At 69.5% G+C, this 24,970-nt stretch carries 25 protein-coding genes and 1 pseudogene; 14 read left to right on the forward strand and 12 right to left on the reverse strand.

What is annotated here, in order from left to right; translation table 11 throughout:
* Positions 1-96: 96 nt before the first annotated feature.
* Positions 97-1,473: an FAD-dependent oxidoreductase gene (locus tag J7E93_RS04110; protein WP_215065840.1), complete on the reverse strand. Its 1,377-nt coding sequence runs from the start codon at positions 1,471-1,473 to the stop codon at positions 97-99.
* A gap of 259 nt (positions 1,474-1,732) precedes the next feature.
* Between J7E93_RS04110 and J7E93_RS04115 the strand changes: the two genes are divergently transcribed.
* Entirely contained in the window at positions 1,733-2,389 is a 657-nt protein-coding gene (locus J7E93_RS04115; RefSeq protein ID WP_215065841.1) for a DUF5701 family protein, read from the forward strand.
* A gap of 27 nt (positions 2,390-2,416) precedes the next feature.
* On the opposite strand, the gene J7E93_RS04120 is transcribed toward J7E93_RS04115, so the two are convergent.
* Together J7E93_RS04120 and J7E93_RS04125 are read right to left on the reverse strand one after the other, a co-directional pair.
* Positions 2,417-2,686, reverse strand: coding sequence for a DUF397 domain-containing protein (locus J7E93_RS04120; RefSeq protein ID WP_215065842.1), 270 nt, complete (start codon positions 2,684-2,686; stop codon positions 2,417-2,419).
* Entirely contained in the window at positions 2,668-3,501 is an 834-nt protein-coding gene (locus J7E93_RS04125) for a helix-turn-helix transcriptional regulator (RefSeq protein ID WP_215065843.1), read from the reverse strand. The genes J7E93_RS04120 and J7E93_RS04125 overlap by 19 nt, the downstream gene beginning before the upstream one ends.
* A 170-nt stretch (positions 3,502-3,671) precedes the next feature.
* Between J7E93_RS04125 and J7E93_RS04130 the strand changes: the two genes are divergently transcribed.
* Positions 3,672-3,851, forward strand: coding sequence for a hypothetical protein (locus J7E93_RS04130; protein WP_251066032.1), 180 nt, complete (start codon positions 3,672-3,674; stop codon positions 3,849-3,851).
* Positions 3,848-4,063, forward strand: a complete 216-nt coding sequence (locus tag J7E93_RS04135; protein ID WP_215065845.1) for a hypothetical protein — start codon at positions 3,848-3,850, stop codon at positions 4,061-4,063. Before J7E93_RS04130 ends, J7E93_RS04135 begins: the two co-directional genes overlap by 4 nt.
* A 10-nt stretch (positions 4,064-4,073) precedes the next feature.
* Here the strand turns inward: J7E93_RS04135 and J7E93_RS04140 are convergent, their stop codons facing one another.
* On the reverse strand, positions 4,074-4,382 hold the full coding sequence (locus tag J7E93_RS04140) for a hypothetical protein (protein ID WP_251066025.1): 309 nt from the start codon (positions 4,380-4,382) through the stop codon (positions 4,074-4,076).
* Between the two features lie 159 nt (positions 4,383-4,541).
* Between J7E93_RS04140 and recO the strand changes: the two genes are divergently transcribed.
* The 6 genes and pseudogenes from recO (at position 4,542) to J7E93_RS04165 (ending at position 8,952) form a co-directional block, all read left to right on the forward strand.
* The gene (gene recO, locus J7E93_RS04145; protein ID WP_215065846.1) at positions 4,542-5,291 is read left to right on the forward strand and encodes a DNA repair protein RecO; all 750 of its coding nucleotides are present in this window, start codon (positions 4,542-4,544) and stop codon (positions 5,289-5,291) included.
* Positions 5,292-5,310: 19 nt separating this feature from the next.
* Complete coding sequence (locus J7E93_RS04150) at positions 5,311-6,162, forward strand: isoprenyl transferase (protein WP_215065874.1); 852 nt, start codon at positions 5,311-5,313, stop codon at positions 6,160-6,162.
* A gap of 11 nt (positions 6,163-6,173) precedes the next feature.
* On the forward strand, positions 6,174-6,716 hold the full coding sequence (locus J7E93_RS04155) for a YcxB family protein (RefSeq protein ID WP_215065847.1): 543 nt from the start codon (positions 6,174-6,176) through the stop codon (positions 6,714-6,716).
* 112 nt (positions 6,717-6,828) lie between these two features.
* A pseudogene (locus tag J7E93_RS38270) lies at positions 6,829-7,062 on the forward strand (IS5/IS1182 family transposase); the annotation flags it as partial.
* A gap of 133 nt (positions 7,063-7,195) precedes the next feature.
* Positions 7,196-7,411 (forward strand): hypothetical protein, encoded by a 216-nt coding sequence (locus J7E93_RS38275; RefSeq protein WP_215065848.1) that lies wholly within the window; start codon positions 7,196-7,198, stop codon positions 7,409-7,411.
* 80 nt (positions 7,412-7,491) lie between these two features.
* Positions 7,492-8,952, forward strand: coding sequence for a hypothetical protein (locus tag J7E93_RS04165; protein ID WP_215065849.1), 1,461 nt, complete (start codon positions 7,492-7,494; stop codon positions 8,950-8,952).
* Positions 8,953-9,140: 188 nt separating this feature from the next.
* Here the strand turns inward: J7E93_RS04165 and J7E93_RS04170 are convergent, their stop codons facing one another.
* From J7E93_RS04170 to J7E93_RS04185, 4 genes are read right to left on the reverse strand one after another with little or no spacing between them, the layout of a single operon-like run.
* Positions 9,141-9,551 (reverse strand): Fur family transcriptional regulator, encoded by a 411-nt coding sequence (locus J7E93_RS04170; RefSeq protein ID WP_158987129.1) that lies wholly within the window; start codon positions 9,549-9,551, stop codon positions 9,141-9,143.
* Between the two features lie 47 nt (positions 9,552-9,598).
* A complete protein-coding gene (locus tag J7E93_RS04175; protein ID WP_215065875.1) occupies positions 9,599-10,495 on the reverse strand; it encodes a metal ABC transporter permease in 897 nt (298 codons plus the stop codon).
* Positions 10,492-11,253 (reverse strand): metal ABC transporter ATP-binding protein, encoded by a 762-nt coding sequence (locus J7E93_RS04180; protein WP_308367730.1) that lies wholly within the window; start codon positions 11,251-11,253, stop codon positions 10,492-10,494. The genes J7E93_RS04175 and J7E93_RS04180 overlap by 4 nt, the downstream gene beginning before the upstream one ends.
* Before the next feature lie 23 nt (positions 11,254-11,276).
* Positions 11,277-12,287 carry a metal ABC transporter solute-binding protein, Zn/Mn family gene (locus J7E93_RS04185; RefSeq protein WP_215065850.1) on the reverse strand — a complete coding sequence of 337 codons (1,011 nt, stop codon included), beginning with the start codon at positions 12,285-12,287 and terminating at the stop codon, positions 11,277-11,279.
* A 164-nt stretch (positions 12,288-12,451) separates the two neighbouring features.
* Here J7E93_RS04185 and J7E93_RS04190 point away from each other — a divergent pair, with 164 nt between their 5' ends.
* The gene (locus J7E93_RS04190; RefSeq protein ID WP_215065851.1) at positions 12,452-13,834 is read left to right on the forward strand and encodes a glycine--tRNA ligase; all 1,383 of its coding nucleotides are present in this window, start codon (positions 12,452-12,454) and stop codon (positions 13,832-13,834) included.
* A 67-nt stretch (positions 13,835-13,901) separates the two neighbouring features.
* Here J7E93_RS04190 and J7E93_RS04195 read toward each other — a convergent pair whose 3' ends face one another.
* Together J7E93_RS04195 and J7E93_RS04200 are read right to left on the reverse strand one after the other, a co-directional pair.
* Positions 13,902-14,486, reverse strand: coding sequence for a TetR/AcrR family transcriptional regulator (locus tag J7E93_RS04195; protein WP_215065852.1), 585 nt, complete (start codon positions 14,484-14,486; stop codon positions 13,902-13,904).
* A 56-nt stretch (positions 14,487-14,542) separates the two neighbouring features.
* Positions 14,543-15,568: an aldo/keto reductase gene (locus J7E93_RS04200; RefSeq protein ID WP_215065853.1), complete on the reverse strand. Its 1,026-nt coding sequence runs from the start codon at positions 15,566-15,568 to the stop codon at positions 14,543-14,545.
* 249 nt (positions 15,569-15,817) lie between these two features.
* Between J7E93_RS04200 and J7E93_RS04205 the strand changes: the two genes are divergently transcribed.
* A complete protein-coding gene (locus tag J7E93_RS04205) occupies positions 15,818-16,045 on the forward strand; it encodes a DUF6243 family protein (RefSeq protein ID WP_215065854.1) in 228 nt (75 codons plus the stop codon).
* Between the two features lie 90 nt (positions 16,046-16,135).
* Here J7E93_RS04205 and J7E93_RS04210 read toward each other — a convergent pair whose 3' ends face one another.
* Positions 16,136-17,578, reverse strand: coding sequence for an MFS transporter (locus J7E93_RS04210; protein WP_308367734.1), 1,443 nt, complete (start codon positions 17,576-17,578; stop codon positions 16,136-16,138).
* Positions 17,579-17,679: 101 nt separating this feature from the next.
* Here J7E93_RS04210 and J7E93_RS04215 point away from each other — a divergent pair, with 101 nt between their 5' ends.
* A complete protein-coding gene (locus J7E93_RS04215) occupies positions 17,680-18,585 on the forward strand; it encodes a helix-turn-helix domain-containing protein (RefSeq protein ID WP_251065993.1) in 906 nt (301 codons plus the stop codon).
* Positions 18,586-18,797: 212 nt separating this feature from the next.
* Here the strand turns inward: J7E93_RS04215 and J7E93_RS04220 are convergent, their stop codons facing one another.
* Entirely contained in the window at positions 18,798-20,225 is a 1,428-nt protein-coding gene (locus tag J7E93_RS04220) for an MFS transporter (protein ID WP_215065855.1), read from the reverse strand.
* 52 nt (positions 20,226-20,277) lie between these two features.
* Between J7E93_RS04220 and dusB the strand changes: the two genes are divergently transcribed.
* Together dusB and ppdK are read left to right on the forward strand one after the other, a co-directional pair.
* Positions 20,278-21,414 carry a tRNA dihydrouridine synthase DusB gene (dusB, locus tag J7E93_RS04225; RefSeq protein WP_215065856.1) on the forward strand — a complete coding sequence of 379 codons (1,137 nt, stop codon included), beginning with the start codon at positions 20,278-20,280 and terminating at the stop codon, positions 21,412-21,414.
* A gap of 381 nt (positions 21,415-21,795) precedes the next feature.
* Positions 21,796-24,507 carry a pyruvate, phosphate dikinase gene (ppdK, locus tag J7E93_RS04230; protein ID WP_215065857.1) on the forward strand — a complete coding sequence of 904 codons (2,712 nt, stop codon included), beginning with the start codon at positions 21,796-21,798 and terminating at the stop codon, positions 24,505-24,507.
* Positions 24,508-24,970 lie beyond the last annotated feature (463 nt).

The raw sequence follows: 24,970 nt of genomic DNA on the forward strand, positions 1-24,970 counted from the left end.
GAGCGTAGGGGCGGACACACGAGAGGGCCCGGCTCGTGAGGTGTCCTCACGAGCCGGGCCCGTCTCGTGTGTCCCGCTGCTGCTACTGCGAGATGGCTACTTCGGGGTGACGGCGTTGCTGGCCTTCAGCATCTCGTCGTGCTCGACGATCTTCACGCGCTCGCGGCCCTGCGGCTCGCCCAGCGCCTTCTCGGCGGCGTCGAGGGCGTACCAGCCCTCCCACGTCGTGTACGTGACGCCCTTGGACTCCAGGAAGGAGACGACCGCCTCGGCGTCGGGGGTCTCCGGCGTGAGCAGCCTGCCGTTCGCGAAGTCGTCGAGGAGGTTCGCCACGGTCTCGTTGGCGTCGCCCTTGGTGTGGCCGATGAGGCCGACGGGACCGCGCCGGATCCAGCCGGTGACGTACGTCGACGCCAGGTGGTCGCCGCTCTCCTCGATCACCCGGCCGCCCTGGTCCGGGACGGTGCCGGAGACGGTGTCCCAGGGGAGCTTGGGCAGCTCGTCGGAGAGGTAGCCGACGGCCCGGTAGACCGCCTGGACGTCCCAGTCCGTCGTCGTGCCGGTCCCCTTGACGTTGCCCGTGCCGTCGAGCTCGGTGCGCTCGGTGCGCAGACCGACGACCTTGCCGTCCTCGCCGAGGATCTCGACCGGCGACTCGAAGAAGTGCAGGAACAGCTTGTGCGGGCGGTCGCCGACATCGCGGATCGCCCAGTTCTCCAGGGTCTTGGCGACCATGTCGGTCTGCTTGTTCTTGCGGCGCTCGGCGATCGAGCCCTCGTCGTAGTCGATGTCCTCGGGGTTGACGATGACCTCGATGGTGGGGGAGTGGTCCAGCTCCCGCAGCTCCATCGGCGAGAACTTCGCCTGGGCCGGGCCACGGCGGCCGAAGACGTGGATCTCCAGGGCCTTGTTGGCCTTCAGCCCGTCGTAGACGTTCGGCGGGATCTCGGTCGGCAGCAGCTCGTCCGCGGTCTTGGCGAGGATGCGGGCGATGTCGAGGGCCACGTTGCCGACGCCGAGCACGGCGACCTTCTCCGCGTGCAGCGGCCAGGTGCGGGGCACGTCCGGGTGCCCGTCGTACCAGGAGGCGAAGTCGGCGGCGCCGTAGGACCCGTCGAGCTCGACGCCGGGGATGCGAAGCTCACGGTCGGCCATGGCGCCGGTCGAGAAGACCACGGCGTCGTAGAAGGCGCGCAGGTCGTCCAGGTGCACGTCCGCGCCGTACTCGACGTTGCCGAAGAGGCGGACCTGCGGCTTGTCGAGGACCTGGTGCAGGGCGGTGATGATGCCCTTGATCCGGGGGTGGTCGGGGGCCACGCCGTAACGGATCAGGCCGAAGGGCGCCGGCATCCGCTCGAAGATGTCGATCGACACGCCCGGCTCGGCGGCGGCCTCGGACTTCAGCAGCGCATCAGCGGCATAGATTCCGGCGGGGCCGGCGCCGACGATCGCGACCCGGAGAGGGCGGGGCATGTCAGGGTTCCCTTCGCAAGCGACGTGACGGCGAGAGCTGCCGTCACTTAGGTCACCCTAAATAACACTCTGCGCGGAGTGGTACCCGCCCCCGGTCTATGAACCCATAAGGCGAACTTATGACTTCCCAAAGGGCGGGTTGGGATCCGTTTCGGGCTGTACACGCGCGCCGACGGGGCGGAGTCGGCACCGGGAACACTCCGGCAGGCCGCCTCGTTCGACCACTGGTCTGTTCCGCACCGCGAACCGAGGAAGTGACGTGCCCGATACCTCGTCCACCGTCGCCGTACCCCCTCTGCCGCCGCTCGCCGCCCAGGCGGAGCGTTTGATCGAGCTGGGGGTGCACGAGCTGGCGGGGATACCCGCCGACGACGTGCGCGCCTTCGCCAAGGACGCCGGCGACTCGCAGGACGGTGCCCTGCTGGCCGTCCACCCGGACCGCGTCCCCGCCTCCGCCCTCGCGCCGCTTCTCCGCCGCGACGGCAAGCCCGGCTTCGTCGTCGTCGACATGCCCGACGTCGACGCCTTCGCCCCCGCCTCAGTCGAATTGCCCGACGCCCCGCTCTACCTCGTCGCCAGCGTGGACCGCGGGGACCGCATGGCGAACTGGAGCCCGGAGGAGGCGCTGCCCGCCCTCACCAAGGAGGAACGCACCCCACTGCTGCTCACCGAAGGCATCCACTGGGTGCTCCAGCGGCCGGAGGCCCTGGAGCGGAACCGCTGCTTCATGACCATCGGGTCCCGGCTGCGCAAGGCGAACGGCGCCTTCGACGCCCGTACCCCGGCGATCTGGATCAGCAACGGCACGGGACGCGACGGCCGCGAGCGGCGCAACGCCCCGAAGGTCGGCTGGTGCTGGTGGGGCAACCGCCACACCTGGCTGGGCTTCGCCTCGACGACCGGCCGCAGCGCCTAGCCACCGGATCGAGGGCGGCCCCCTACTTCACCGCTTCAAGTCGGTGACGAAGGTCGCCCAGGCGGCTGTGGAGAGGGCGAGGGCGGGGCCGGCGGGGACCTTGGAGTCGCGGACCGGGACGACGCCGGGGACGTGGTCGAGGACCTCGACGCAGCTGCCGCCCTCGCCGTTGCTGTAGGAGCTCTTGCGCCATGCGGCGCCGGTGAAGTCGTACGAGACTTCGACGCAGTCGCCCCCCGACGCATTGCTGTAGGAGCTCTTGAACCAGCGGGCGTTGCTCAGGTCGTACTCGCGCATCGTCTGTAGTCCTCCGCCGCCGATTCGATCAGGGTCTGGGACGCCTCTGGCGACAGTGTGGCGACCCTGAGCAGATCGTAGGCGCGCTGCGCACGCTTCACCACCGCCGGATCGTCCAGCAAAGTCCCCGAAAACGAGGTCTCTGTATAGGCCGCTGGTGGCTGGTCCTCGAACTCCAGAAGCTGAAGCATGCCGTTCATCGAGGCGTGCGCTCCCGCCGCGCGGGGCAGGACGGTCACCAGCACCCACCGCTCGCGCATCAGCGCGGCGATGTGCTCCAGCGTCCGCGCCATGACAGCTGGGCCGCCGACCGGGATGAGTACCGCGTTCTCGTGCAGCACGACCCAATACTCGGGCCTTGTAGCGTCCTTCAGGATCCTCGCCCGCTCCAGCCGCGAGGTGACCTTCTCCTCGATGTACTCCTCCGTGACGAAGGGGTTCGCCGCGACCGTCACCGCCCGCGCGTACTCCGCCGTCTGCAACAGCCCCGGCACCACCGTCGGCGCGAACTCGCACAGCTTCGTCGCCACGGCCTCCAGTTCGGCCACCTCGTGGAAATAGGACGCGTACGGCGACTTGTCGATGAGCTTGCGCCACGTCCGTTCGAAAATACCGCCGGTTTGTAGTACCCCGTCGATTCTCTGCGCCACATCCAGTTGGGGTTTCCGGATTCCCTGCTCGAACAGGCCGATGTATCCGCCGGATACGAACACCCGTCTCCCGAGCTCCCCCTGCGAGAGGTTCGCCGCCTCCCGCCGCTCCTTCAGCAGCTCGCCGAAGAACTCCCACACGTCCTGCCGCTTACCTCTGGCCATGGATTAACGACCCATCTCTACGCCGCAGTTGTAGCGCCTGCGCATCTGCCGATACTACGGACCCGGCCCCACCCTGGATGCGGAAATCCGGAAATGGATTCAGCGAGAGGTGCGTTGTGAAGGAACAGAACGAGCGACCGTCCACGGGGGCCGTACAAGAAGCACAAGAGGTGGTGAGGGAATTGCGCGACGCGCTCGCGAGGGCCGGAATCGTCCTTCCCTCGCTGGGGCTCGACGCCCTCACCCTCGCCGCAGACCCCCCGCGGCCGCTGATCGAACTGGGACGCTGCACGGTGGAAACGGCGGGCCGGCTCGCCGTCGTACTGCCGGGGGAAAGGGGCCGGTCATGAAACTGCCCATCGGGTCGTACGTCGTCGAGATCCGTACCGGACGGGTCGGGACCGTCATGGGGCACGAGGGTCCGTACCTCCAGGTCAGGCCGCTCGGCGGCGGACGCGAGTGGGACTGCGAGCCGGACGGGGTGCGGGCGGCGACGACGGCGGAGCGCCTGAGCGCGGCGACGGCACACGCGAACGCGCGGAGCCGGGGCGAGGTGCCGTGAAGGAGGCGGCTCAGCCGTACCAGGTGATGTTGCAGACGTAGACGCACTCGTGGCGAGGCACGGCGAGGAAACTGATGAAGCCCCGGCCGCTGAGGATGTCGAACTCCCGCAGTCTGCCTTCGCGGTCGATCGGCCGGCCCACCTTGGTGGCCTCGTTCCACGAGTGGACGAAGGCACGCAGCGGGGCAAGGCTTTGTGCCTGCTGGGCGTTGGTCGTCGCCTCGAAGAGATGCTGGGTGAGCGCCGGGATCCGGCTCGGAGCGATCTTCGCCACGGCGGCCCGGAGGGCGTCCGGGGTGAGCTCGGGAAACGGGATCAGCGGTCCTTAAGGGCCGTCGTGCTGCCCACTCACAGAGACCTCCGGTGCGGGTGGGGCGGGTTCTCGTACCGTACCGGTCCGGGCGGGCCGAAGCCGGGTGAACAGGGTCGGGAGCCCGGACCGGCCCGGGGCGCCGCATCCGTACGGGAGAATGGGCCCATGAGTCTGTTCCGCGACGACGGCATCGTGCTGCGCACCCAGAAGCTGGGTGAAGCGGACCGCATCATCACGCTCCTCACGCGCGGTCACGGCCGCGTACGCGCCGTAGCGCGTGGGGTGCGGCGCACCAAGTCGAAGTTCGGGGCCCGGCTCGAACCCTTCTCCCACGTCGACGTGCAGTTCTTCGCCCGGGGCAGCGACCTCGTCGGCCGCGGGCTCCCGCTCTGCACCCAGAGCGAGACCATCGCCGCGTACGGCGGCGGGATCGTGACCGACTACGCCCGCTACACCGCAGGGACGGCGATGCTGGAGACGGCGGAGCGGTTCACGGACAACGAGGGCGAGCCGGCCGTGCAGCAGTACCTGCTGCTCGTCGGGGGCCTGCGCACCCTCGCGAACGCCGAGCACGCCCCCCACCTCATCCTGGATGCCTTCCTGCTCCGCTCCCTCGCCGTCAACGGGTACGCGCCCAGCTTCGAGGACTGCGCGAGGTGCGGCATCCACGGGCCCAACCGGTTCTTCTCGGTCGCGGCCGGTGGAGTCATATGCGGCGACTGCCGGGTCCCCGGCAGCGTCGTACCCTCTCCGGAGGCCATCGGCCTGCTCAGCGCGCTGCTGACCGGCGACTGGGCGACGGCGGACGCGTGCGAGCCGCGTCACGTCAGGGAGGGCAGCGGACTGGTGTCCGCCTATCTGCACTGGCACCTGGAGCGCGGCCTGCGCTCGCTGCGGTACGTAGAGAAGAGCTAGGAGATCCATCGCCATGGCCATCGCACGACGCGGAATCCTCGGACGGAACCGGCGTGAGTACAAGGTCCCCGAGCCGCACCCGTCCGGCGCCCGTCCGCCGAAGATCCCCGGCGAGCTGGTGCCGAACCACGTCGCGTGCGTCATGGACGGAAACGGCCGCTGGGCGAAGGAGCGTGGTCTGCCGCGCACCGAGGGGCACAAGGTCGGCGAGGGCGTCGTCCTCGACGTGCTGAAGGGCTGCCTGGAGCTCGGGGTGAAGAACCTCTCCCTCTACGCCTTCTCCACGGAGAACTGGAAGCGGTCTCCGGAGGAGGTCCGCTTCCTGATGAACTTCAACCGTGACGTGATCCGGCGCCGGCGCGACGAGATGAACGAGCTGGGCATCCGTATCCGCTGGGTCGGCCGCATGCCGAAGATGTGGAAGTCGGTCGTCCAGGAGCTCCAGGTCGCCCAGGAGCAGACCGTCGACAACGACGCCATGACGCTCTACTTCTGTGTGAACTACGGCGGCCGCGCGGAGGTCGCGGACGCGGCGCAGGCGATCGCCCGGGACGTGGCGGCGGGGAAGCTGGACCCGTCGAAGGTCAACGAGAAGACCTTCCAGAAGTACCTGTACTACCCGGACATGCCGGACGTCGACCTCTTCCTGCGCCCCAGTGGCGAGATGCGCACCTCGAACTACCTGATCTGGCAGAGCAGTTACGCCGAGATGGTCTTCCAGGACGTGCTATGGCCGGACTTCGACCGCCGCGACCTGTGGCGGGCGTGCGTGGAGTACGCCTCCCGCGACCGCCGCTTCGGCGCGATCCCGGCCGAGGACCGCGCGGCGATGAGCGGCGGGATCGTACCGCCGCAGGGCCCCACCCTCTGATGACGCGGGACATGGCGCGGGAGACCGCGCCCGGCTCGGTGGAGCTGGCCTATGTGCCGACGCTCGCCGACGCGACGGAGGCGGTCCGGGTCCGCGTGCGCCACAGCCCCGCGGGGCGCCGCATGCGGTGGCTGCCGGCCGCCGCCGTGCTGGCCTTCCTGGTCGTCGCCCTGGAGCTCTTCGGGCCCGGCGAACCGGATCCGGTACGGGTCGTTCTGATGGCCGGCCTCGGCGTCCTCGCCCTGGTCATGGGGCCGCTGGCACCGCGCCTCATGGCGCGGGGCGTGCACCGGATGGTAGAGCCCCAGGGGGAGTTCCGGGCCGTCGTGGACGACGACGGGGTGCGCTGGACCGCGCGCGACAGCGAGACGACGAGCCGGTGGCAGATGCTGCCCCAGTACGTCGAGACGCCCACGCTGTTCGTCCTCCTGACGCCCGACAAATTCGGCGTCGGAGTCGCCTTCCTGCCCAAGCGGGCCGTCTCGGGCCCCGACGGCGTCGACGCCGTCGACCGGCTCCGGGCGATCCTGGACCGGCACACCACCCGCCTCTGAGGCCGTACGAAAGGGGCCCGCACCGGATCGCTCCGGACGCTGTTGGCGAAGGTGGGCCTTGTGCGTGACGTCGGCCTTCAAGACCTGGTTGTGGTCTTGAAGGCCGACGTTGCTGTCTGGGCAGGGTACGGGTGCGCTGCGTCCGCAGGAGCCTGGGGAGATTCCGGTGGAGACAGTACGGGTGGCGAGGGCCGCGTGCCCGAAGGGGAGTCTGGCGATCCGGATCCGGGACGAGCTGGGGGGATGAGGCGGTGCGGCCCGGATCGACGGGAAGTACGCGCTCCGGCTGGAGCTGACCGATGCCGGTTTCGACCACTCCGTGCTTGCGGAGTTCAGGGACCGTCTGACCAGCGCGGACGGCGGCCGGGAGGCCTGGACGGCATCCTCGCCGCGGCCGGGCCACCCGCGCCGACGACTCCCGCTTCCCACAGGCGCACACGAAGCGCACAGAACTGGGCCTGTGGATCGGCCGGGACGGCATGCGTCTGCTGGGGCTGGTCTGGTCGGACGCGGCGCCGCCTCGGCTGCGGACGACGCTGTCAGAAGTGGAGATCCCCCGGCAGGTCTGGGTCCAGCACTTCCACCTGATCGAGGGCGAGAAGCAGTGCCGGGGCCCCAAAGACCGTCCGCCGAACACGGCCCGCGTCCGGGCCGTGCTGGACCACCGGACGACTGCTACCACCAGCGCGGCCTGATGATTCACTCGAACGCAGCAGCTCGGCGTGCACATGGCGGGCGGGACGCCGAGCTTGGTCCCATGGGCATACGACCATGGGTGGTCGTCGAGCCACCCGACCGGCGCGGTCTGCGCCGGATCACCATCCACGACAAAACGGTGGGCAGCGCCTGGTCTCTCCGCGAGTTGCGGAAGGTACTCCGCCGCCTCGGCTACCCCGACGACATGGACCTCGACGACCGCTCGCGCGTCCACTGGCGCGGCGGCGACAGCAGCGTCTGGCCCGACGACAGAGGCTGGAGACGCCGTGTGGTCATCGCCCTCATGCTCGTGGGGCTGCTCGGCTCGCTGGCCCTGCACGCCGTCATCGGCTGGGCGGACGCCCTGGGAGCACTGACCTTCGCCCAACGTCTGGTCGGTGTTGTATTCCTGTTGGCAGGCGCAGTTCAGGGCATCGCGTTGCCTGCGGTCGTCGACTACTGGGGCCGCCGGCAGGTCAGGCTGTCCGGAGCACTGGTCCTTCTCGGCGTGCTCATGACGCTCGCCACGACGACCCTTCTCCTCTTCCTGTGGCTGCGGGAACGAGAATTCATAGCCACTGTCCTGCTTTTCCTCGCCTTGTGGCTCTGGTCACTGTGGGCCCTCCGCACCCTCATCCGCGAAAAAGTGTGGAGAGGGATACCGCACCCCAGGAAGTTCACTGCAGGGGTTGCCATCACGGCGCTCCTGACGGCCGTCAGCCTAGGTTATTCCATTATCTATCAACCCATTGCCGCACCCCGGCACTTCATCCTTAAAGCGGAATTCGGGACACCACAGACAGACGTCGATTCACCCTATATTCACGTCCCCCTCAAGCTCTACGCGAAGAACGCCGGAGGGATTCCGGTCTACATCGTCGTCGACGACTACACAGTCTGGGGATCCTTGGCCGAGTTCTCGAATTCAGGCAAAGGGATGAAGGAATGGAAAGGTAGCGAGGAGGGCGGGTGGTGGGTCCCGGAGGCGGAGGCCTTCGAGACCCAAAGTGGCGGTGAGGTCATTGCATCCGGGCAGTTCCAAGGCCCTGGGTCGACACTGGACCCCGGGGAGGAGTTCAGGAAGGAGAAAGTCATCACCCTCCCCAAGGACACCAAGTACGAGACGCTGGACGCCGTTCTTCAGTTCGCCATTCTGAGGCAGGATCGCGGGAAGCTCGACGACGAATTCTATTATGAAAAACTCTCCTGGATGGAGTCGGAAGGGAGATACTACTGCCCGCCCGACGGCTGCGGTGAGCATGTCATATACCATGGCCGGGTGCGCTACAACGCCAACATCATCAACGTGACCCGCAAGCCTCGGTACGTAGCAGCTTTCTGGTCGCCGGAAGAGGATCCGCAGGTCTTCATTTCCTCATTCAACTTCGAGAAGGAGAAGAAGAGCGAGTCGATCTACGGCATATATAAAGGCCTGGACGAGAGTGAAGTGGTGAGGGAGGCCGAGAGGTACGGCCTCAGCTCGGTCTCCGTCAACTCGGAGGTTTCCGTCAAGGGACTGCTGAAGCAGGCGCAGCGCTGAGTCGCGCTCACGGTCTCGTCAGATCAGGACGGCCAGGACGCGCTTTCACGTCCGCAGCGACCGTAACCGACCAGTCCCCTCGGGTCGCCAGAAAATCCGCTCGGCCAGGCGTTGTCTCTCCAGCAAGGAGACAGGCTCTAGCCGGGACATCGCCGGACAGTGCGCTGCGCCCGTCCGGCAGCCGTCGCCTATCGGGTGGCGCAGTCCGCGCAGGTGCCGAAGATCTCGACCGTGTGGGCCACGTTCACGAAGCCGTGCTCCGCCGCGATCGTCTCCGCCCACTGCTCCACCGCAGGGCCCTCGACCTCGACCGCCTTGCCGCAGACACGGCAGACGAGGTGATGGTGGTGGTCGCCCGTCGAGCAGCGGCGGTAGACGGTCTCGCCGTCGCTGGTGCGCAGCGCGTCAACCTCACCGGCGTCCGCGAGGGACTGGAGCGTGCGGTAGACCGTGGTGAGGCCGACCGAGTCGCCCCGGTGCTTGAGCATGTCGTGCAGCTCCTGGGCGCTGCGGAACTCGTCCACCTCGTTCAGTGCGGCCGACACAGCGGCCCGCTGTTTGGTCGAGCGGCCGCGTACGGGGGGTCCTGCCGTCGCCACAGGGGCCTCCTTGAAGTCTTCGTTGCCCCCGCCATTCTGCCAGGCTGCTAGACCGTGACATCGTCCGTCGGTCGGCGGGTGGCCGGGACGGCCATGTCGCACTCCGCCGATGCCACCTCCGCCGCCCGGGCCCGGCGCCTCGCCAGCGGTGTGGCGAGGAGCGTCAGGGCGATGAAGATGCCGATCGCCAGCAGCACGATCGTCGCGCCGGGCGGCACGTCCTGGTAGTACGTCGTGATCGTGCCGGACAGGGTCACGCCGACGCCGATGACGACCGCGAGCACGAAGGTCGTACGGAACGACTTGGACAGCTGCTGGGCGGCGGCCACCGGGACCACCATCAGCGCGCTGACCAGCAGCAGCCCGACGACGCGCATGGCGACCGTGACCGTCACGGCGGCCGTGACGGCGATGAGCAGGTTCAGGGCGCGGACCGGGAGGCCGGTGACGCGGGCGAACTCCTCGTCCTGGCTGACCGCGAACAGCTGGCGGCGCAGGCCGATGGTGACGAGGACCACGAAGGCGGCGAGGAGGGCGATCGCGGTGACGTCCGCGTCGGACACGGTCGACAGCGATCCGAAGAGGTAGGACAGCAGGTTGGCGTTGGACCCGCCGGCGACGCTCATCAGCATGACGCCGCCCGCCATGCCTCCGTAGAAGAGCAGCGCGAGCGCGAGGTCGCCGCGCGTCTTGCCGTACGCCCTGATCAGCTCCATCAGCACCGCACCGGCGACGGCGACCAGGGTGGCCATCCACACCGGGCTGGAGTTCAGCAGGAAGCCGAGGCCGACACCGGTCATGGCGACATGGCCGATGCCGTCGCCCATCAGGGCCTGACGGCGCTGGACGAGGTAGATGCCGACGGCGGGGGCGGTGATGCCGACGAGGACGGCCGCGATGAGCGCCCGCTGCATGAAGGCAGGCTCGAGGAATTCCATGATCAGGTCAGCAGTCCCGTGCGGAGCGGCTCGTCGGCCGCGTGCGGATGTACGTGGTCGTGGCCGGGCAGCGCGTGCTGGCCGACGGCCTTCGGCGGCGGGCCGTCGTGGACGACGCAGCCGTCGCGGAGCACCACGGCCCGGTCGATCAGGGGCTCCAGCGGGCCCAGCTCGTGCAGGACGAGCAGGACACTGGTGCCGCCCGCGACCTGTTCGCGCAGGGTTCCGGCGAGGATCTCCTGGCTGGCGAGGTCCACGCCGGCCATCGGCTCGTCCATGATCAGCAGCTCGGGCTCGGAGGCGAGCGCGCGGGCGATGAGGACCCGCTGGTGCTGGCCGCCGGAGAGGGCGCTGACGGAGTCCTTGGCGCGGTCGGTCAGGCCGACGAGCGCCACGGCCCGCTCGACGGCGGCCTTGTCGGCCCTGGTCAGCCAGCCGAGCTTCTTGCGCGAGAGCCGGCCCGAGGAGACGACCTCGCGGATGGTGGCGGGTACGCCGCTCGCGGCGGTGGTGCGCTGCGGTACGTAACCGACCCGGGCCCAGTCGCGGAACCGCTTCTGCTCCGTACCGAACAGCTCGATGGTGCCGCCGGTGAGCGGGACCTGGCCGATGACGGAGCGGACGGCGGTGGACTTGCCGGAGCCGTTGGCGCCGAGCAGGGCGACGACCTCACCGCGGTTCACGGTGAGGTCGACGCCGCGCAGGACGGGCCGGGAGCCCAGCGCCGCTGTGGCTCCGCGGACGGATATGACGGGCGCGCTCACGGGTGCCTCCTGCAGTGCTCGTTTCACTTCGCGCCGAGGGCCTTCTTCAGCGCGACGAGGTTGGACTCCATGACCTCGATGTAGTCATCGCCCCGGGACTTGTCCGTAATTCCCTCCAGCGGGTCCAGGACGTCGGTCTTGAGGCCGGTGTCCGCGGCGAGGGTCTTCGCGGTCTTGTCGCTGGCGAGGGTCTCGAAGAAGACGGTGGAGACCTTGTCCCTCTTCGAGATGTCCTGGAGTTCCTTGATCCGGGCGGGGCTCGGCTCGGACTCGGGGTCCACGCCGGAGATGCCTTCCTGCTCCAGGCCGTAGCGCTCGGCGAGGTAGCCGAAGGCGGAGTGGGTGGTGATGAAGGTCTTGGTGGTGGTGTTCTTCAGCCCGGTCTCGAAGGCGGTGTTCAGGTCACCGAGCTTCTTCACCAGGGCGTCGGTGTTCTTCTTGTAGTCGGCGGCGTGGTCCGGGTCGGCCTTCTCCAGGGAGGCGCCGACGCCCTTGGCGACCTCGGCGTACTTCACCGGGTCGAGCCAGATGTGCGTGTCGGCACCGCCCTCGGACGCGTGGCCGTGGCCCTCTTCCGCCTCGCCCTCGTGGGCGGCGTGCTCCTCGGCGCTCTCGCCCGCGTGGTCGTGGCCGGCCCCGGTGCCGTGTTCCTCGAGCTTCGTGAGGGTGGCGGCGTCGACGGTGTTCTTGACGCCGGCCTGCTTGATCGCCTCGTCGGCGGCGGGCTGGATGCCCTTGAGGTAGAGGATGTAGTCGGCCTCGCCGAGCTCGCCGATCTGCTTCGGCTTGAGCTCCAGGTCGTGCGGCTCGACGCCCGGCTCGGTGAGCGTCCTGACGGCGACGTGGTCGCCGCCTATCTGCTCGGCCAGGTACTGCATGGGGTAGAACGACGCCACGACGCTCAGCTTGCCGTCGTTCTGCTGGTCGGAGCCCCCGGAGCCCCCGGAGCCCCCGGAGCACGCGGACAGGGTGACGAGCCCGAGGGTGACGGCTCCGGCGACGGCGGTGGCGGGTATGAGGCGGCGTACGTTCATGACACTCATTTTCAACAAAACTGGAAACGATTGTCAATTGTCCTACTTGTGGCACCGGCCACGCCCGGCGACCGCGGGCGGGGGCCGGACCGATTTGATACGGGGGGTGCGCGCGCCGGTAATCTGAGGCATTCGCACTTCGTCGTCGTAATGAAGAGAGCACCGTGGCCGCCGACAAGATCGACACCATCGTCAGCCTGAGCAAGCGCCGTGGCTTCGTCTACCCGTGCAGTGAGATCTACGGCGGCCAGAAGGCCGCCTGGGACTACGGACCGCTGGGTGTCGAACTCAAGGAGAACATCAAGCGTCAGTGGTGGCGTTACATGGTCACCTCGCGCGAGGACGTCGTCGGTCTCGACTCGTCGGTGATCCTGGCCACCGAGGTCTGGGAGGCCTCCGGTCACGTCGCCACCTTCACCGACCCGCTGACCGAGTGCACCTCCTGCCACAAGCGCTACCGCGCCGACCACCTGGAGGAGGCGTACGAGGAGAAGCACGGCCGTCTCCCCGAGAACGGCCTCGCCGACCTCAACTGCCCCAACTGTGGCAACAAGGGCACCTTCACCGAGCCCAAGCAGTTCTCGGGTCTGCTCTCCACCCACCTCGGCCCGACCCAGGACTCCGGCTCCGTCGCCTACCTGCGTCCGGAGACCGCGCAGGGCATCTTCACCAACTTCGGCCAGGTGCAGCAGACCTCGCGCAAGAAGCCGCCGTTCGGCATCGCGCAGATGGGCAAGTCCTTCCGGAACGAGATCACTCCGGGCAACTTCATCTTCCGCACCCGCGAGTTCGAGCAGATGGAGATGGAGTTCTTCGTCAAGCCGGGCGAGGACGAGCAGTGGCACGAGTACTGGATGGAGCAGCGCTGGAACTGGTACACCGGCCTGGGCCTGCGTGAGGAGAACATGCGCTGGTTCGAGCACCCGCGGGAGAAGCTCTCCCACTACTCCAAGCGCACCGCCGACATCGAGTACCGCTTCCAGTTCGGCGGCAGCGAGTGGGGCGAGCTCGAGGGTGTCGCCAACCGCACCGACTACGACCTGAACGCGCACTCCAAGGCGTCCGGCAACGACCTGTCGTTCTTCGACCAGGAGGCCGGCGAGCGCTGGACCCCGTACGTCATCGAGCCGGCGGCCGGTGTCGGCCGCACGATGCTGGCGTTCATGCTCGACGCGTTCAACGAGGACGAGGCCCCGAACGCCAAGGGCGTCATGGAGAAGCGCACCGTGATGCGCTTCGACCCGCGTATCGCGCCGGTCAAGGTCGCCGTCCTGCCGCTGTCCCGCAACCCGCAGCTGTCGCCGAAGGCCAAGGGCCTCGCCGCCGACCTGCGGCAGAACTGGAACATCGACTTCGACGACGCCGGTGCCATCGGCCGCCGCTACCGCCGCCAGGACGAGATCGGTACGCCGTTCTGCGTCACCGTCGACTTCGACACCCTGGACGACAACGCGGTGACCGTGCGCGAGCGCGACACCATGAAGCAGGAGCGCGTCTCCCTCGACCAGATCCAGGGCTACCTGGGCAGCCGCCTGCTCGGCTGCTGACGGTCGGACCGTACGTACGGGAAAGCCCCCGGCTCCTTGGAGGAGCCGGGGGCTTCGTGCTGGGCCGTCACGGGCGCAGGCCGCGCAGCAGCAGGTCCATCACGGCGTCGAACTCGGCCTCGATCGCGGGGTGTCTCCACTCGGGGGCGTAGGCCGGGTCGTGGAAGCGGCAGGTCGCGTCGAAGAGCGCGCGGGCCGTGGCCGCCGCGTCGAGGGCGGTGAACTCCCCGCTCCGTACGCCCGCTTCGACGATCTGCCGGACCTGGCCGATCAGTACCTCGATGTGCTCCTCGACCACACCGCTGGCCTCGTCGATCAGAACCCCGTACGTCGCGAACAGCTCGGGGTCGTCGCCCGCCTTGTGCCGCTTGGCCTCGAAGAGGCTCGCGAACCAGGCGCGGAGCTTCTCGGCGGCCGGCCGGTCCGAGGTCGCGATCAGCTCGGCGAGCATCACCTCGGCGCGGGTCAGCCAGCGGTGCGTGACCGCCTCGCGCAGCGCCGCCTTCGTCCGGAAGTGGCGGTAGACGCTGCCGTGGCTGACACCGAGGACCCGGGCCACGTCCACGACCGTCGCCTTCGCCGGGCCGTAGCGCCGCAGCACCTCCTCGGTGGCTTCGAGGATGCGCTCTGCGGTCAGGGTCTCGGAGGGCATGGAATGACAGTACCTGTCAGCCGCACGGCGAGGCGATGTGCCGTGCGGCGACCGATTCAGTGCTCGCTGTCCAGGTGGGCCATCTGCGCCGCCGGGTACCGCTCGCCGGCCGCCGCGCCCACCGGAACCGCCCGCTCGATCGCGGCGAGGTCGGCCTCGTCCAGCGTCACGTCCACGGCGCCGAGCGCCTCGGTGAGACGGGTGCGGCTGCGGGCTCCGATCAGCGGGACCACGTCCGCGCCGTGCCGGGGACCCTGACCGAGCACCCAGGCGATGGCGATCTGCGCGACCGTCACGCCCTTGGCCTCGGCGACGGCCCGCAGCCGGTCGACCAGGTCCAGGTTCCGGCGGAGGTTGTCGCCCTGGAAGCGCGGGCTCATCCCTCGGAAGTCGCCCGGCGCGAGCTCCCGGTCCCGGGTGAAGTGGCCGCTGATCAGACCGCGGGAGAGCACGCCGTACGCCGTGATGCCGATGCCCAGCTCCCGGGCGGTCGGCAGGATCTTCTCCTCGATGCTCCGGGACACGAGGGAGTACTCGATCTGGAGGTCGGCGATCGGGGCGACCGCCGCCGCCCGGCGCAGGGTGTCCGCGCCGACCTCGGAGAGGCCGATGTGGCGGACGTGCCCCGCCTCGACCAGCTCGGCGATCGCGCCGACGGTCTCCTCGATCGGCACGTCGGGGTCGACCCGGGCGATGCGGTAGATGTCGATGTGGTCGGTGCCGAGGCGCTGGAGGGAGTACGCCGCGAAGTTCCGCACCGCGGCCGGCCTGCCGTCGTAGCCGGTGAAGCCGCCCTCGACCGTGCGCAGGGCGCCGAACTTCACGCTGATCAGTGCCTGCTCACGGGCGGCCGCGGGGGCGGTGCGCAGCGCCTCGTTGATGAGCAGCTCGTTGTGCCCCATTCCGTAGAAGTCGCCGGTGTCGAGGAGCGTGACGCCGGCGTCGAGCGCCGCGTGGATGGTCGCGATCGACTCGGCGCGGTCGCTCTCGCCGTACAGCGCGGACATGCCCATGCAGCCGAGGCCGAGGGCGGAGACCTGGGGGCCGGTGGTGCCGAGGGAGCGGGTGGGGAGGGAGGTCATGGATGTCTCCTCGGGAGTGAGCGGAGGGGTGACGCATGACAACCATGGCATGACTGCTGACAGATTTCAATCTTTGTCACTCGATCGATCCTCCTGGAGGAGAAAATGGTGTGAGAGGGGGTCCGGAGCCAGGTAGCGTCTGACGCATGTCTTCGTTCTTCCAGATCTACGAGTGAGAGCGCCGCGGGTTCGACCCCCGCGCAGCGCCAGCCGACTGACCACCGCTTTTCTCACTGATGGGAGAACCCCATGGCCAAGGGCCGCAACAACCTTCTCGGCGTCGGCGGACAGCGCAAGAAGCTGTCCCGTGGCGACCAGCAGGGCGCCGTTCAGAACAGCAACGCCGACCGCAAGGCAGCCGTCGACCAGAAGCAGGAGCTGCTGAGGAAGATGCGCGACCGCGCGGCGGGCGTCGAAGGCGCCGAAGCCGTCGAGACCGAGCAGGCCACCGAGGCCGGCTCCGACGCCCAGGAGTAGCCACCGGCAGCACGACGAGGGCCCGGATCACGCAAGTGACCCGGGCCCTTCGCCGTACTCACCGAAATGGCGCGGCCTACGGGACAGCCCTTAGCCCACCGTGCGCGGCAGGCGCAGGCTGAGGACGACGGTGAGCAGCACGGCGGCCAGTTGGACCAGGAGGGTCGTGGTCAGGGCCGCGGCCATCGAACCGGTCGCCGCCAGCGACAGGAAGAGCGAGCCGAGCGTCGCCACGCCCAGGGCGAGGGCCGACTGCTGGGTGGTCACCATGACGCCGCTGCCCACCCCCGCGCGGTCCGCGGGGACCTCGGAGAGCACGATGCGGAAGAGAACGGGCAGCTGGAGGCCCTGGCCGAGGCCCGCGACGGCCATGCCGGGCAGCAGGCTCCAGGGCGAGAGGTCGGACCAGGAGCGCCCGAACGTCAGGGCGAGCAGAACGATGCCGAGGGCCTGCAGGAGGCCGCCCGCCGTGACGATCCGGGTGCCCCAGCGCCGCACCAGCCGCGGACCGGCCAGCGAGGCCCCGAAGAAGGCGACCGCCATCGGGACGAGCGCAAGGCCGGAGACCACCGCGGTCATCCCCAGGCCCTGCTGGAGCGCGACCGCGATCACGAACATGAAGCCGCCGAAACCGATCGAGAACGGCAGGACCAGGGCCAGCCCCCGGCGCAGCGAGATCAGGCCGAGCAGGCTCGGCGGCACCAGAGGCGTACGGCCCCGTCGGTCCGCGCGCAGCTCCACCCACCAGAACGCCCCCGCGGCGAAGGGGAAGGCCGCCAGCGCGAGCCAGGTCCACAGCGGCCAGCCCGTCGCCCGCCCCTCGGTGAGCGGCGCGAGAAGGGTGAGCAGCGCGAGGCCGAGGAGCAGCGTGCCGGGGACGTCCACCGGCGCGGGGCGCTCCGACCGGGTCTCCGGCACCGTACGGACGGCGAGCAGCAGTCCGACCACCGCCACCGGCACGTTGACCAGGAAGATCGCCCGCCAGCCGGTGCCGGCGACATCGGCCGCGACGAGCACCCCGCCCAGGATCTGGCCGGCGACCATCGAGAGGCCGGCGGTCGCTCCGTACAGGCTGAGCGCCTTCGCGCGCCGTGCGCCGGCCGTCGAGGAGTGAATGGTCGCGAGCACCTGGGGCAGCATCAGAGCGGCCGAGGCACCCTGTGCCACCCGGGCTCCGACCAGCGTCCAGGCGTCCGGCGCCAGGCCGCAGGCGAGCGAGGTCAGGCCGAAAGCGGCCATGCCGACCAGGAAGAGCCGCCTGCGGCCGAACAGGTCGCCGAGCCGTCCGCCGAGGACGAGCAGGACGGCGTACGCGAGGCCGTACCCGGCGACGACCAGCTCCAGCATCGCCGGACCGGCCGCCAGGTCGTGGTCGATCGTGGGCAGGGCGACGTTGACGATGAAGAAGTCGATCAGCGGCAGCGCGGCGCCGAGGAGCACGGTGAACAGGCCGAGGGAGCCGAGGACGGGGGCCGTGTGGTCGACGACGGCGCCGGTCCTGCGGACGGGGGTGGAGGAGGCTGTAGTACTCACCCCGTAGACGATCGTCCCCTTCTGAGCCTGGTACCAGAGTGTCTTTATCCTGGTACAAGCAGTACCTGGAAATGGGCTGAGCGCCCCGGCACCCTGGGAGCATGGCAGTCATGGCGGTGGAGACGGGTTCGGAGAGCGACGTCCGGCGGCACGAGCTCGCGGAGTTCCTCCGCAGCCGCCGCGAGCGCATCACCCCGGAGCAGGTCGGCCTGCCGCGCGGGCGGCGCCGCCGGACCCCCGGTCTGCGCCGGGAGGAGGTCGCCCACCTCTCCGCCGTCGGTGTCACCTGGTACACCTGGCTGGAGCAGGCACGGGACATCCAGGTTTCCCCGCAGGTCCTGGACGCCCTCGCCCGCGCCCTCCTGCTCGACGCGACCGAACGCACCCATCTCTTCGCCCTCGCGGGCGTCGCCGATCCGGCCCCCGGCGGGCCCTGCCCGACCGTCACCCCGGCCCTGCGTCAGATGCTCGACCAGCTGGAACCGGTGCCGGCCTGCGTCCAGAACAGCCGGTACGACATCCTCGCGTACAACCGCACGTACGGGCGGCTGCTCTGCGACCTCGACGCCCTGCCCCGCGAGGAGCGCAACTGCATCTGGCTCGCCTTCACCAACGCCGAGTGGCGGGCGGCGGTCGCCGAGCTGCCGGACGTCACCCGCGCCATGGCGGGCAAGTTCCGGGCCTCGATGGCCGAGCACCTCGCCGAGCCGGCGTGGAAGGCGCTGCTGCACCGCCTGGAGACATCCTCCGCGGAGTTCCGGGAGATCTGGGCGCGGCACGAGGTGGTGGCCCAGGGCGGCCGCACCAAGATCATCCGCAATGCCCAGGTGGGCCTGCTCCACCTGGAACACACCAACCTGTGGCTCGGCCCGTCCAGCGGGCCGCGCCTCGTCACGTACGTGCCCGTCGACGAGCAGTCCCGCGCGGGCCTCGAACGCCTCCGGGAGCTGGCTCTCCAGGAGCCCGCGCCCCACGCCGCCCAGGAGCCCGCGCTGCCCGCCGTCTAGGGCTCGCGGGGCCCCGGCTGCCCAGGAGCCCCCGGCCCTCCAGGAGCCCGCGCCCCACGCCGCCCAGGAACCCGTGCTGCCCGCCCGTGCAGGGACCGTGCCGCCCCGGCCGCCCAGGAAGCCCGCGGCCCTCCAAGCAGCCGCGCTCGGCGCCGCCCAGGGCCCCGCCCGTGCAGGCACCCCGCCGTTCAGGAGCCCGCGCTGCCCGCCGTCTAGGAAGCCGCCGCGCTCTCCGCCGTCCGGACTCCGTCCGCGTCCAGTCTGCGGGCCGTCCGTTCGGCCGTGCCGCGGGCCCACCTTCCGCTCGTCAGCGCCCCCACCAGCAGCACGCAGAGCCCGCAGCCGGTGATGATCCAGTACCCCGGCCTGCTCGCCTCGACGAAGCCGTCCGTGTGCGACACCGAGCCCACCCCGGCCGCCAGGACGGCCCCCACCACCGCCACGCCGAGCGTCTGACCGATCTGCCGGCTGGTGGAGGCCACGGCCGCCGCCACCCCCGCCTGCGCGCGGGGCATGCCGGAGACGGCGGTGTCGGTGATCGGCGCGTTCACCATGCCGAAGCCCAGACCGAACACCACGTACCCGGCGAAGAGCAGCGGATCGCTCGTCTCCGCCTGGAAGGCGGCGAAGAGCAGCGCGCCCGCCGCCATGGCCGTCCCCGCGATCAGCAGCGAGGGGCGCGGCCCGCGCGCCCCCACGAGCCGCCCCGACAGCGGGGCGAAGACGAAGGTCATCGCCGCCATCGGGAGCATGTAGAGCCCCGCGCGGAGGGCGGAGAGCCCGCGTACGTCCTGCAGATACAGGGTGTTGAGGAAGAGGAACCCGCCCAGGGCGGAGAACGCGCAGATCGCGATGACGGTGGCCCCGCTGAACGGGGCGCTGCGGAAGAAGCGCAGATCGATCAGGGGTTCGCGGCGCCTGGGTTCGTACAGCAGCAGCCCGGCGAGCGCGGCTGCCGCGATCGCGGCGAAGAGCGGGCTCGACTCGATGATCGCGTACGTGAGCGAGCCGAGGAGCGCCATGACGAGCAGCTGGCCGACCGGGTCGGGGCGCCGCGGCCGGGGGGCGCGGGACTCGGGGACGTACCGGAGGGTCAGCAGCAGCGCGGCGAGCCCCACCGGCAGGTTCACCCAGAAGATCGCCCGCCAGCCGACCGAGTCGACCAGCAGCCCGCCCACCAGCGGACCGGCCGCCATCGAGACGCCGACGACGCCGCCCCAGACGCCGATCGCACGGGCCCGCGCGGCCGGTTCGGTGAAGGTGTTGGTGATGATCGACATGGCGACCGGGTTCAGCATCGAGCCGCCCACCGCCTGGACCGCCCGGAAGGCGATCAGCGCCTCCTGGCTGGGCGCGAGCGAGCAGAGCAGCGAGCCGAGCGCGAAGATCACCAGGCCGGTCAGGAAGACCTTCCGGCGGCCGATCCGGTCGGCGGTGGAGCCCGCGAGCATCAGCAGCGAGGCGAGGACCAGGGTGTACGCGTCGATCGTCCACTGCATGCCGGCGACGCCCCCGCGCAGTTCCCGCTGGAGGGAGGGCAGCGCCACGTTGAGCGCGGTGTTGTCCAGGCTGACGATCAGCAGGCTCATGCAGCAGATCGCGAGGACCAGGAGCTGGTGCCTGTGTGTGAGCTCGGGCATACGCGGATAGTACGGCTAACTAATGACCTTCGTCGTGCGCGACAATAAGGGGATGACCGTGTTCTCCCCTCTCGCCATCGGGCCGCACATCGTGACGCCGCCCGTGGTGCTCGCGCCGATGGCCGGCATCACCAACGCTCCCTTCCGCACCCTCTGCCGCGAGTACAGCGGCGGCAAGGGGCTGTTCGTGAGCGAGATGATCACGACGAGGGCGCTGGTCGAGCGCAATGAGAAGACCATGCAGCTCATCCGCTTCGACGAGAGCGAGAAGCCGCGCTCGATCCAGCTGTACGGCGTCGACCCGGTGACCGTCGGCAAGGCCGTGCGGATGATCGTGGACGAGGACCTCGCCGACCACATCGACCTGAACTTCGGCTGCCCCGTCCCCAAGGTCACCCGCAAGGGCGGTGGCTCCGCTCTGCCGTACAAGCGGCCACTGCTGCGCGCGATCCTGAACGAGGCCGTGACGAACGCGGGCGACCTGCCGGTCACCATGAAGATGCGCAAGGGCATCGACGACGACCACATCACGTACCTGGACGCGGGACGGATCGCCGTCGAGGAGGGTGTCACGGCGATCGCCCTGCACGGGCGGACGGCGGCGCAGCACTACGGCGGTACGGCTGACTGGGACGCCATCGCGCGCCTCAAGGAGCACGTGCCGGAGATCCCGGTGCTCGGCAACGGGGACATCTGGTCGGCGGACGACGCGCTCCGGATGATGCGCGAGACCGGCTGCGACGGTGTGGTCGTCGGGCGCGGCTGCCTCGGCCGGCCGTGGCTCTTCGGCGACCTGGTCGCGGGCTTCGAGGGCACCGGTGCGTACGCCCAGCCGCCGCTGCGCGAGGTCGCGGCCGCGATGGTGCGGCACGCACGGCTGCTCGGCGAGTGGCTGGGCGACGAGTCGCGCGGTGTCATCGACTTCCGCAAGCACGTCGCCTGGTACCTGAAGGGCTTCTCGGTCGGTTCCGAGATGCGCAAGAAGCTGGCGATCACCTCGTCGCTGGACGAGCTGAGCGCTCAATTGAGCGAGCTGGACCTGGACCAGTCGTGGCCGGTGGGTGCGGACGGTCCGCGGGGCCGTACATCGGGCAACAACCGGGTCGTGCTGCCGGACGGATGGCTCAAGGACCCGTACGACTGCGCGGGTGTCAGCGAGGACGCGGAGCTGGACACATCCGGCGGCTGAGCGTGGATGATCACGTCCGGATCGTGGGAAACAAGCCGTTTCCGTGGCGTGATCCTCGCCACCCTTGATAGGGGTGGCGCTCAGATGAGCGTATTTCGAGGCGTTGGACTCCTGGAAGGGTGGCACTGGGTGCCACCCTTCTTGCGTTCAAGAGTTGAACGCAGATGCTGCCGTGGTCGCTCATGTGAGCGTCTAATCCCTGCTTTGAGTCAAGTGGCCTTCGGAGCCTGAAAGCGGAAGCTACTCATCGGTTACTTTCGATCTCCTGGCGGACGGGTGGTTAAGCCCGGATGACGGGTAGGCGTACCTCCCCAGAAGCCTTCGATCTGGGTATGTTCCTCGCCGTCAGGGCAGCCACCGAGCCTCGAGGAGTCGAGACCCGTGTCGGAAAACAAAGATCAGAAGTTCGTGTACGACTTCACCGAGGGCAACAGGGACCTGAAGGACCTGCTCGGTGGCAAGGGCGCGAACCTGGCCGAGATGACCAACCTCGGCCTGCCGGTTCCTCCCGGGTTCACGATCACCACCGAGGCGTGCAAGGTCTACCTCGACAGCGGCTCCGAGCCGGTCGAGCTCCGCGACGAGGTCACCGCGCACCTCGACGCCCTCGAGCAGAAGATGGGCAAGAAGCTCGGCCAGGCCGACAACCCGCTGCTCGTCTCCGTCCGCTCCGGTGCCAAGTTCTCGATGCCCGGCATGATGGACACGGTGCTGAACATCGGCCTCTCCGACGCGTCCGTCACCGGGCTCGCCGCGCAGGCCGGCGACGAGCGCTTCGCCTGGGACTCGTACCGCCGCCTCATCCAGATGTTCGGCAAGACCGTCCTCGGCGTCGACGGCGAGCTCTTCGAGGAGGCCCTGGAGGACGCCAAGGCCGCCAAGAAGGTCACCGTCGACACCGACCTCGACGCCGCCGACCTGAAGAAGCTCGTCAAGCACTTCAAGAAGATCGTGAAGGCCGAGGCCGGCCGCGACTTCCCGCAGGACCCGCGCGAGCAGATGGACCTCGCCATCGAGGCGGTCTTCAACTCCTGGAACACCGACCGCGCCAAGCTCTACCGTCGTCAGGAGCGCATCCCGCACGACCTCGGCACCGCGGTCAACGTCTGCTCGATGGTCTTCGGCAACCTCGGCCCGGACTCCGGCACCGGCGTCGCCTTCACCCGCGACCCCGCCTCCGGTCACCAGGGCGTCTACGGCGACTACCTGCAGAACGCGCAGGGCGAGGACGTCGTCGCGGGTATCCGCAACACCGTGCCGCTCGCCGAGCTGGAGTCGATCGACAAGACGTCGTACGACCAGCTGATGCAGATCATGGAGACGCTGGAGGTCCACTACAAGGACCTCTGCGACATCGAGTTCACCATCGAGCGCGGCCAGCTGTGGATGCTGCAGACCCGGGTCGGCAAGCGCACCGCCGGTGCCGCCTTCCGGATCGCCACCCAGCTCGTGGACCAGGGCCTGATCGACGAGGCCGAGGCCCTCCAGCGCGTCAACGGCGCCCAGCTCGCCCAGCTGATGTTCCCGAAGTTCGACGAGAACGCCAAGGTCGAGCAGATCGGGCGCGGCATCGCCGCCTCCCCGGGCGCCGCGGTCGGCAAGGCCGTCTTCGACTCGTACACGGCCGTCAAGTGGTCGCGCTCCGGCGAGAAGGTCATCCTGATCCGCCGTGAGACCAACCCGGACGACCTGGACGGCATGATCGCCGCCGAGGGCATCCTGACCTCGCGCGGCGGCAAGACCTCGCACGCCGCCGTCGTCGCCCGCGGCATGGGCAAGACCTGTGTCTGCGGCGCGGAGGAGCTGGAGGTCGACACCAAGCGCCGCCGGATGACCACCGCCTCCGGCGTGGTCGTCGAGGAGGGCGACGTCGTCTCCATCGACGGCTCCACCGGCAAGGTGTACCTCGGTGAGGTCCCCGTCGTGCCGTCCCCGGTGGTGGAGTACTTCGAGGGCCGGATGCACGCCGGCGCCGACGACGCCGACGAGCTGGTCGGCGCCGTCCACCGGATCATGGCTTACGCGGACCGCGTCCGCCGGCTGCGGGTCCGCGCCAACGCCGACAACGCCGAGGACGCGCTGCGCGCCCGCCGCTTCGGCGCCCAGGGCATCGGCCTGTGCCGCACCGAGCACATGTTCCTCGGCGAGCGTCGCGAGATGGTCGAGAAGCTGATCCTCGCCGACACGGACGAGGAGCGCACCGAGGCCCTGGACGCCCTGCTCCCGCTGCAGAAGAAGGACTTCGTCGAGCTCTTCGAGGCCATGGACGGCCTGCCCGTCACGGTCCGGCTCCTCGACCCGCCGCTGCACGAGTTCCTGCCCGACATCACCGAGCTGTCGGTACGCGTGGCGCTCGCCGAGGCCCGCAAGGAGCCGCACGAGAACGAGCTGCGGCTGCTCCAGGCCGTGCACCGGCTGCACGAGCAGAACCCGATGCTGGGTCTGCGCGGTGTCCGCCTCGGCCTGGTCATCCCCGGCCTGTTCACCATGCAGGTCCGGGCCATCGCCGAGGCCGCCGCCCAGCGCATCGACGCCAAGGGCGACCCGCGCGCCGAGATCATGATCCCGCTCGTCGGCACCGTCCAGGAGCTGGAGCTCGTCCGCGACGAGGCCGAGCAGGTCATCGCCGAGGTCCAGGCCAAGACCGGCGTCGAGCTGAAGCTCGCGCTCGGCACCATGATCGAGCTGCCGCGCGCCGCCGTGACCGCCGGTCAGATCGCCGAGGCCGCGGAGTTCTTCTCCTTCGGCACGAACGACCTCACCCAGACGGTGTGGGGCTTCTCCCGGGACGACGTGGAGGCCTCGTTCTTCACCGCGTACCTGGAGAAGGGCATCTTCGGAGTCTCCCCGTTCGAGACGATCGACAAGGACGGCGTCGGCGCGCTGGTCCGCAGCGCCGTCGAGGCCGGCCGGGCGACCCGCCCGGACATCAAGCTCGGCGTCTGCGGCGAGCACGGCGGCGACCCGGAGTCGGTGCACTTCTTCCACGAGGTCGGTCTCGACTACGTCTCCTGCTCGCCGTTCCGGATCCCGGTGGCGCGCCTGGAGGCCGGCCGCGCGGCGGCCGAGTCGAGCGGCAGCGACAGCCGCTGACCGGTCGGCGGCCGGCGACCGGTCGGTCGCCGGCCCGCCGCTGAACTGGCGTTCAGTAGCAAAGACCACCGGATCCGCCGTCGGTCATCCCAACCCTCACCGACGGGCGGCGGATCCGGGCGCAAGAGAGACGGGGCGGACACCTTGTGCGGAGGTGTCCGCCCCGTCGTATTTCGTCCGCCCCTTGATGTTGCCCAAATGTGAGTTCGTGTTCAGTCGCGGCCGCTCGAATTATTGGCCGTTGAACTTTCTGCTTTGAACTTTCCACGATTCATCCAGCAAAGAACGGGACGGGCGCGGCCACCGGATCCCCACCCGGTGACCGCGCCCATTACCCATGCCGGGCAAGTGAGCCGCAACCCTCGCCGACCGCCGCCGGACGCGCAAAGCCCCCCACGGTCTTCGCCACGTCACCTCGGTCCTGAAGGTTTCCTGCCCGACACGCACAGCTTTTCGGTTCCGC

This window comes from Streptomyces sp. ISL-36 (assembly GCF_018614205.1).
Taxonomy (GTDB): Bacteria; Actinomycetota; Actinomycetes; order Streptomycetales; family Streptomycetaceae; genus Streptomyces.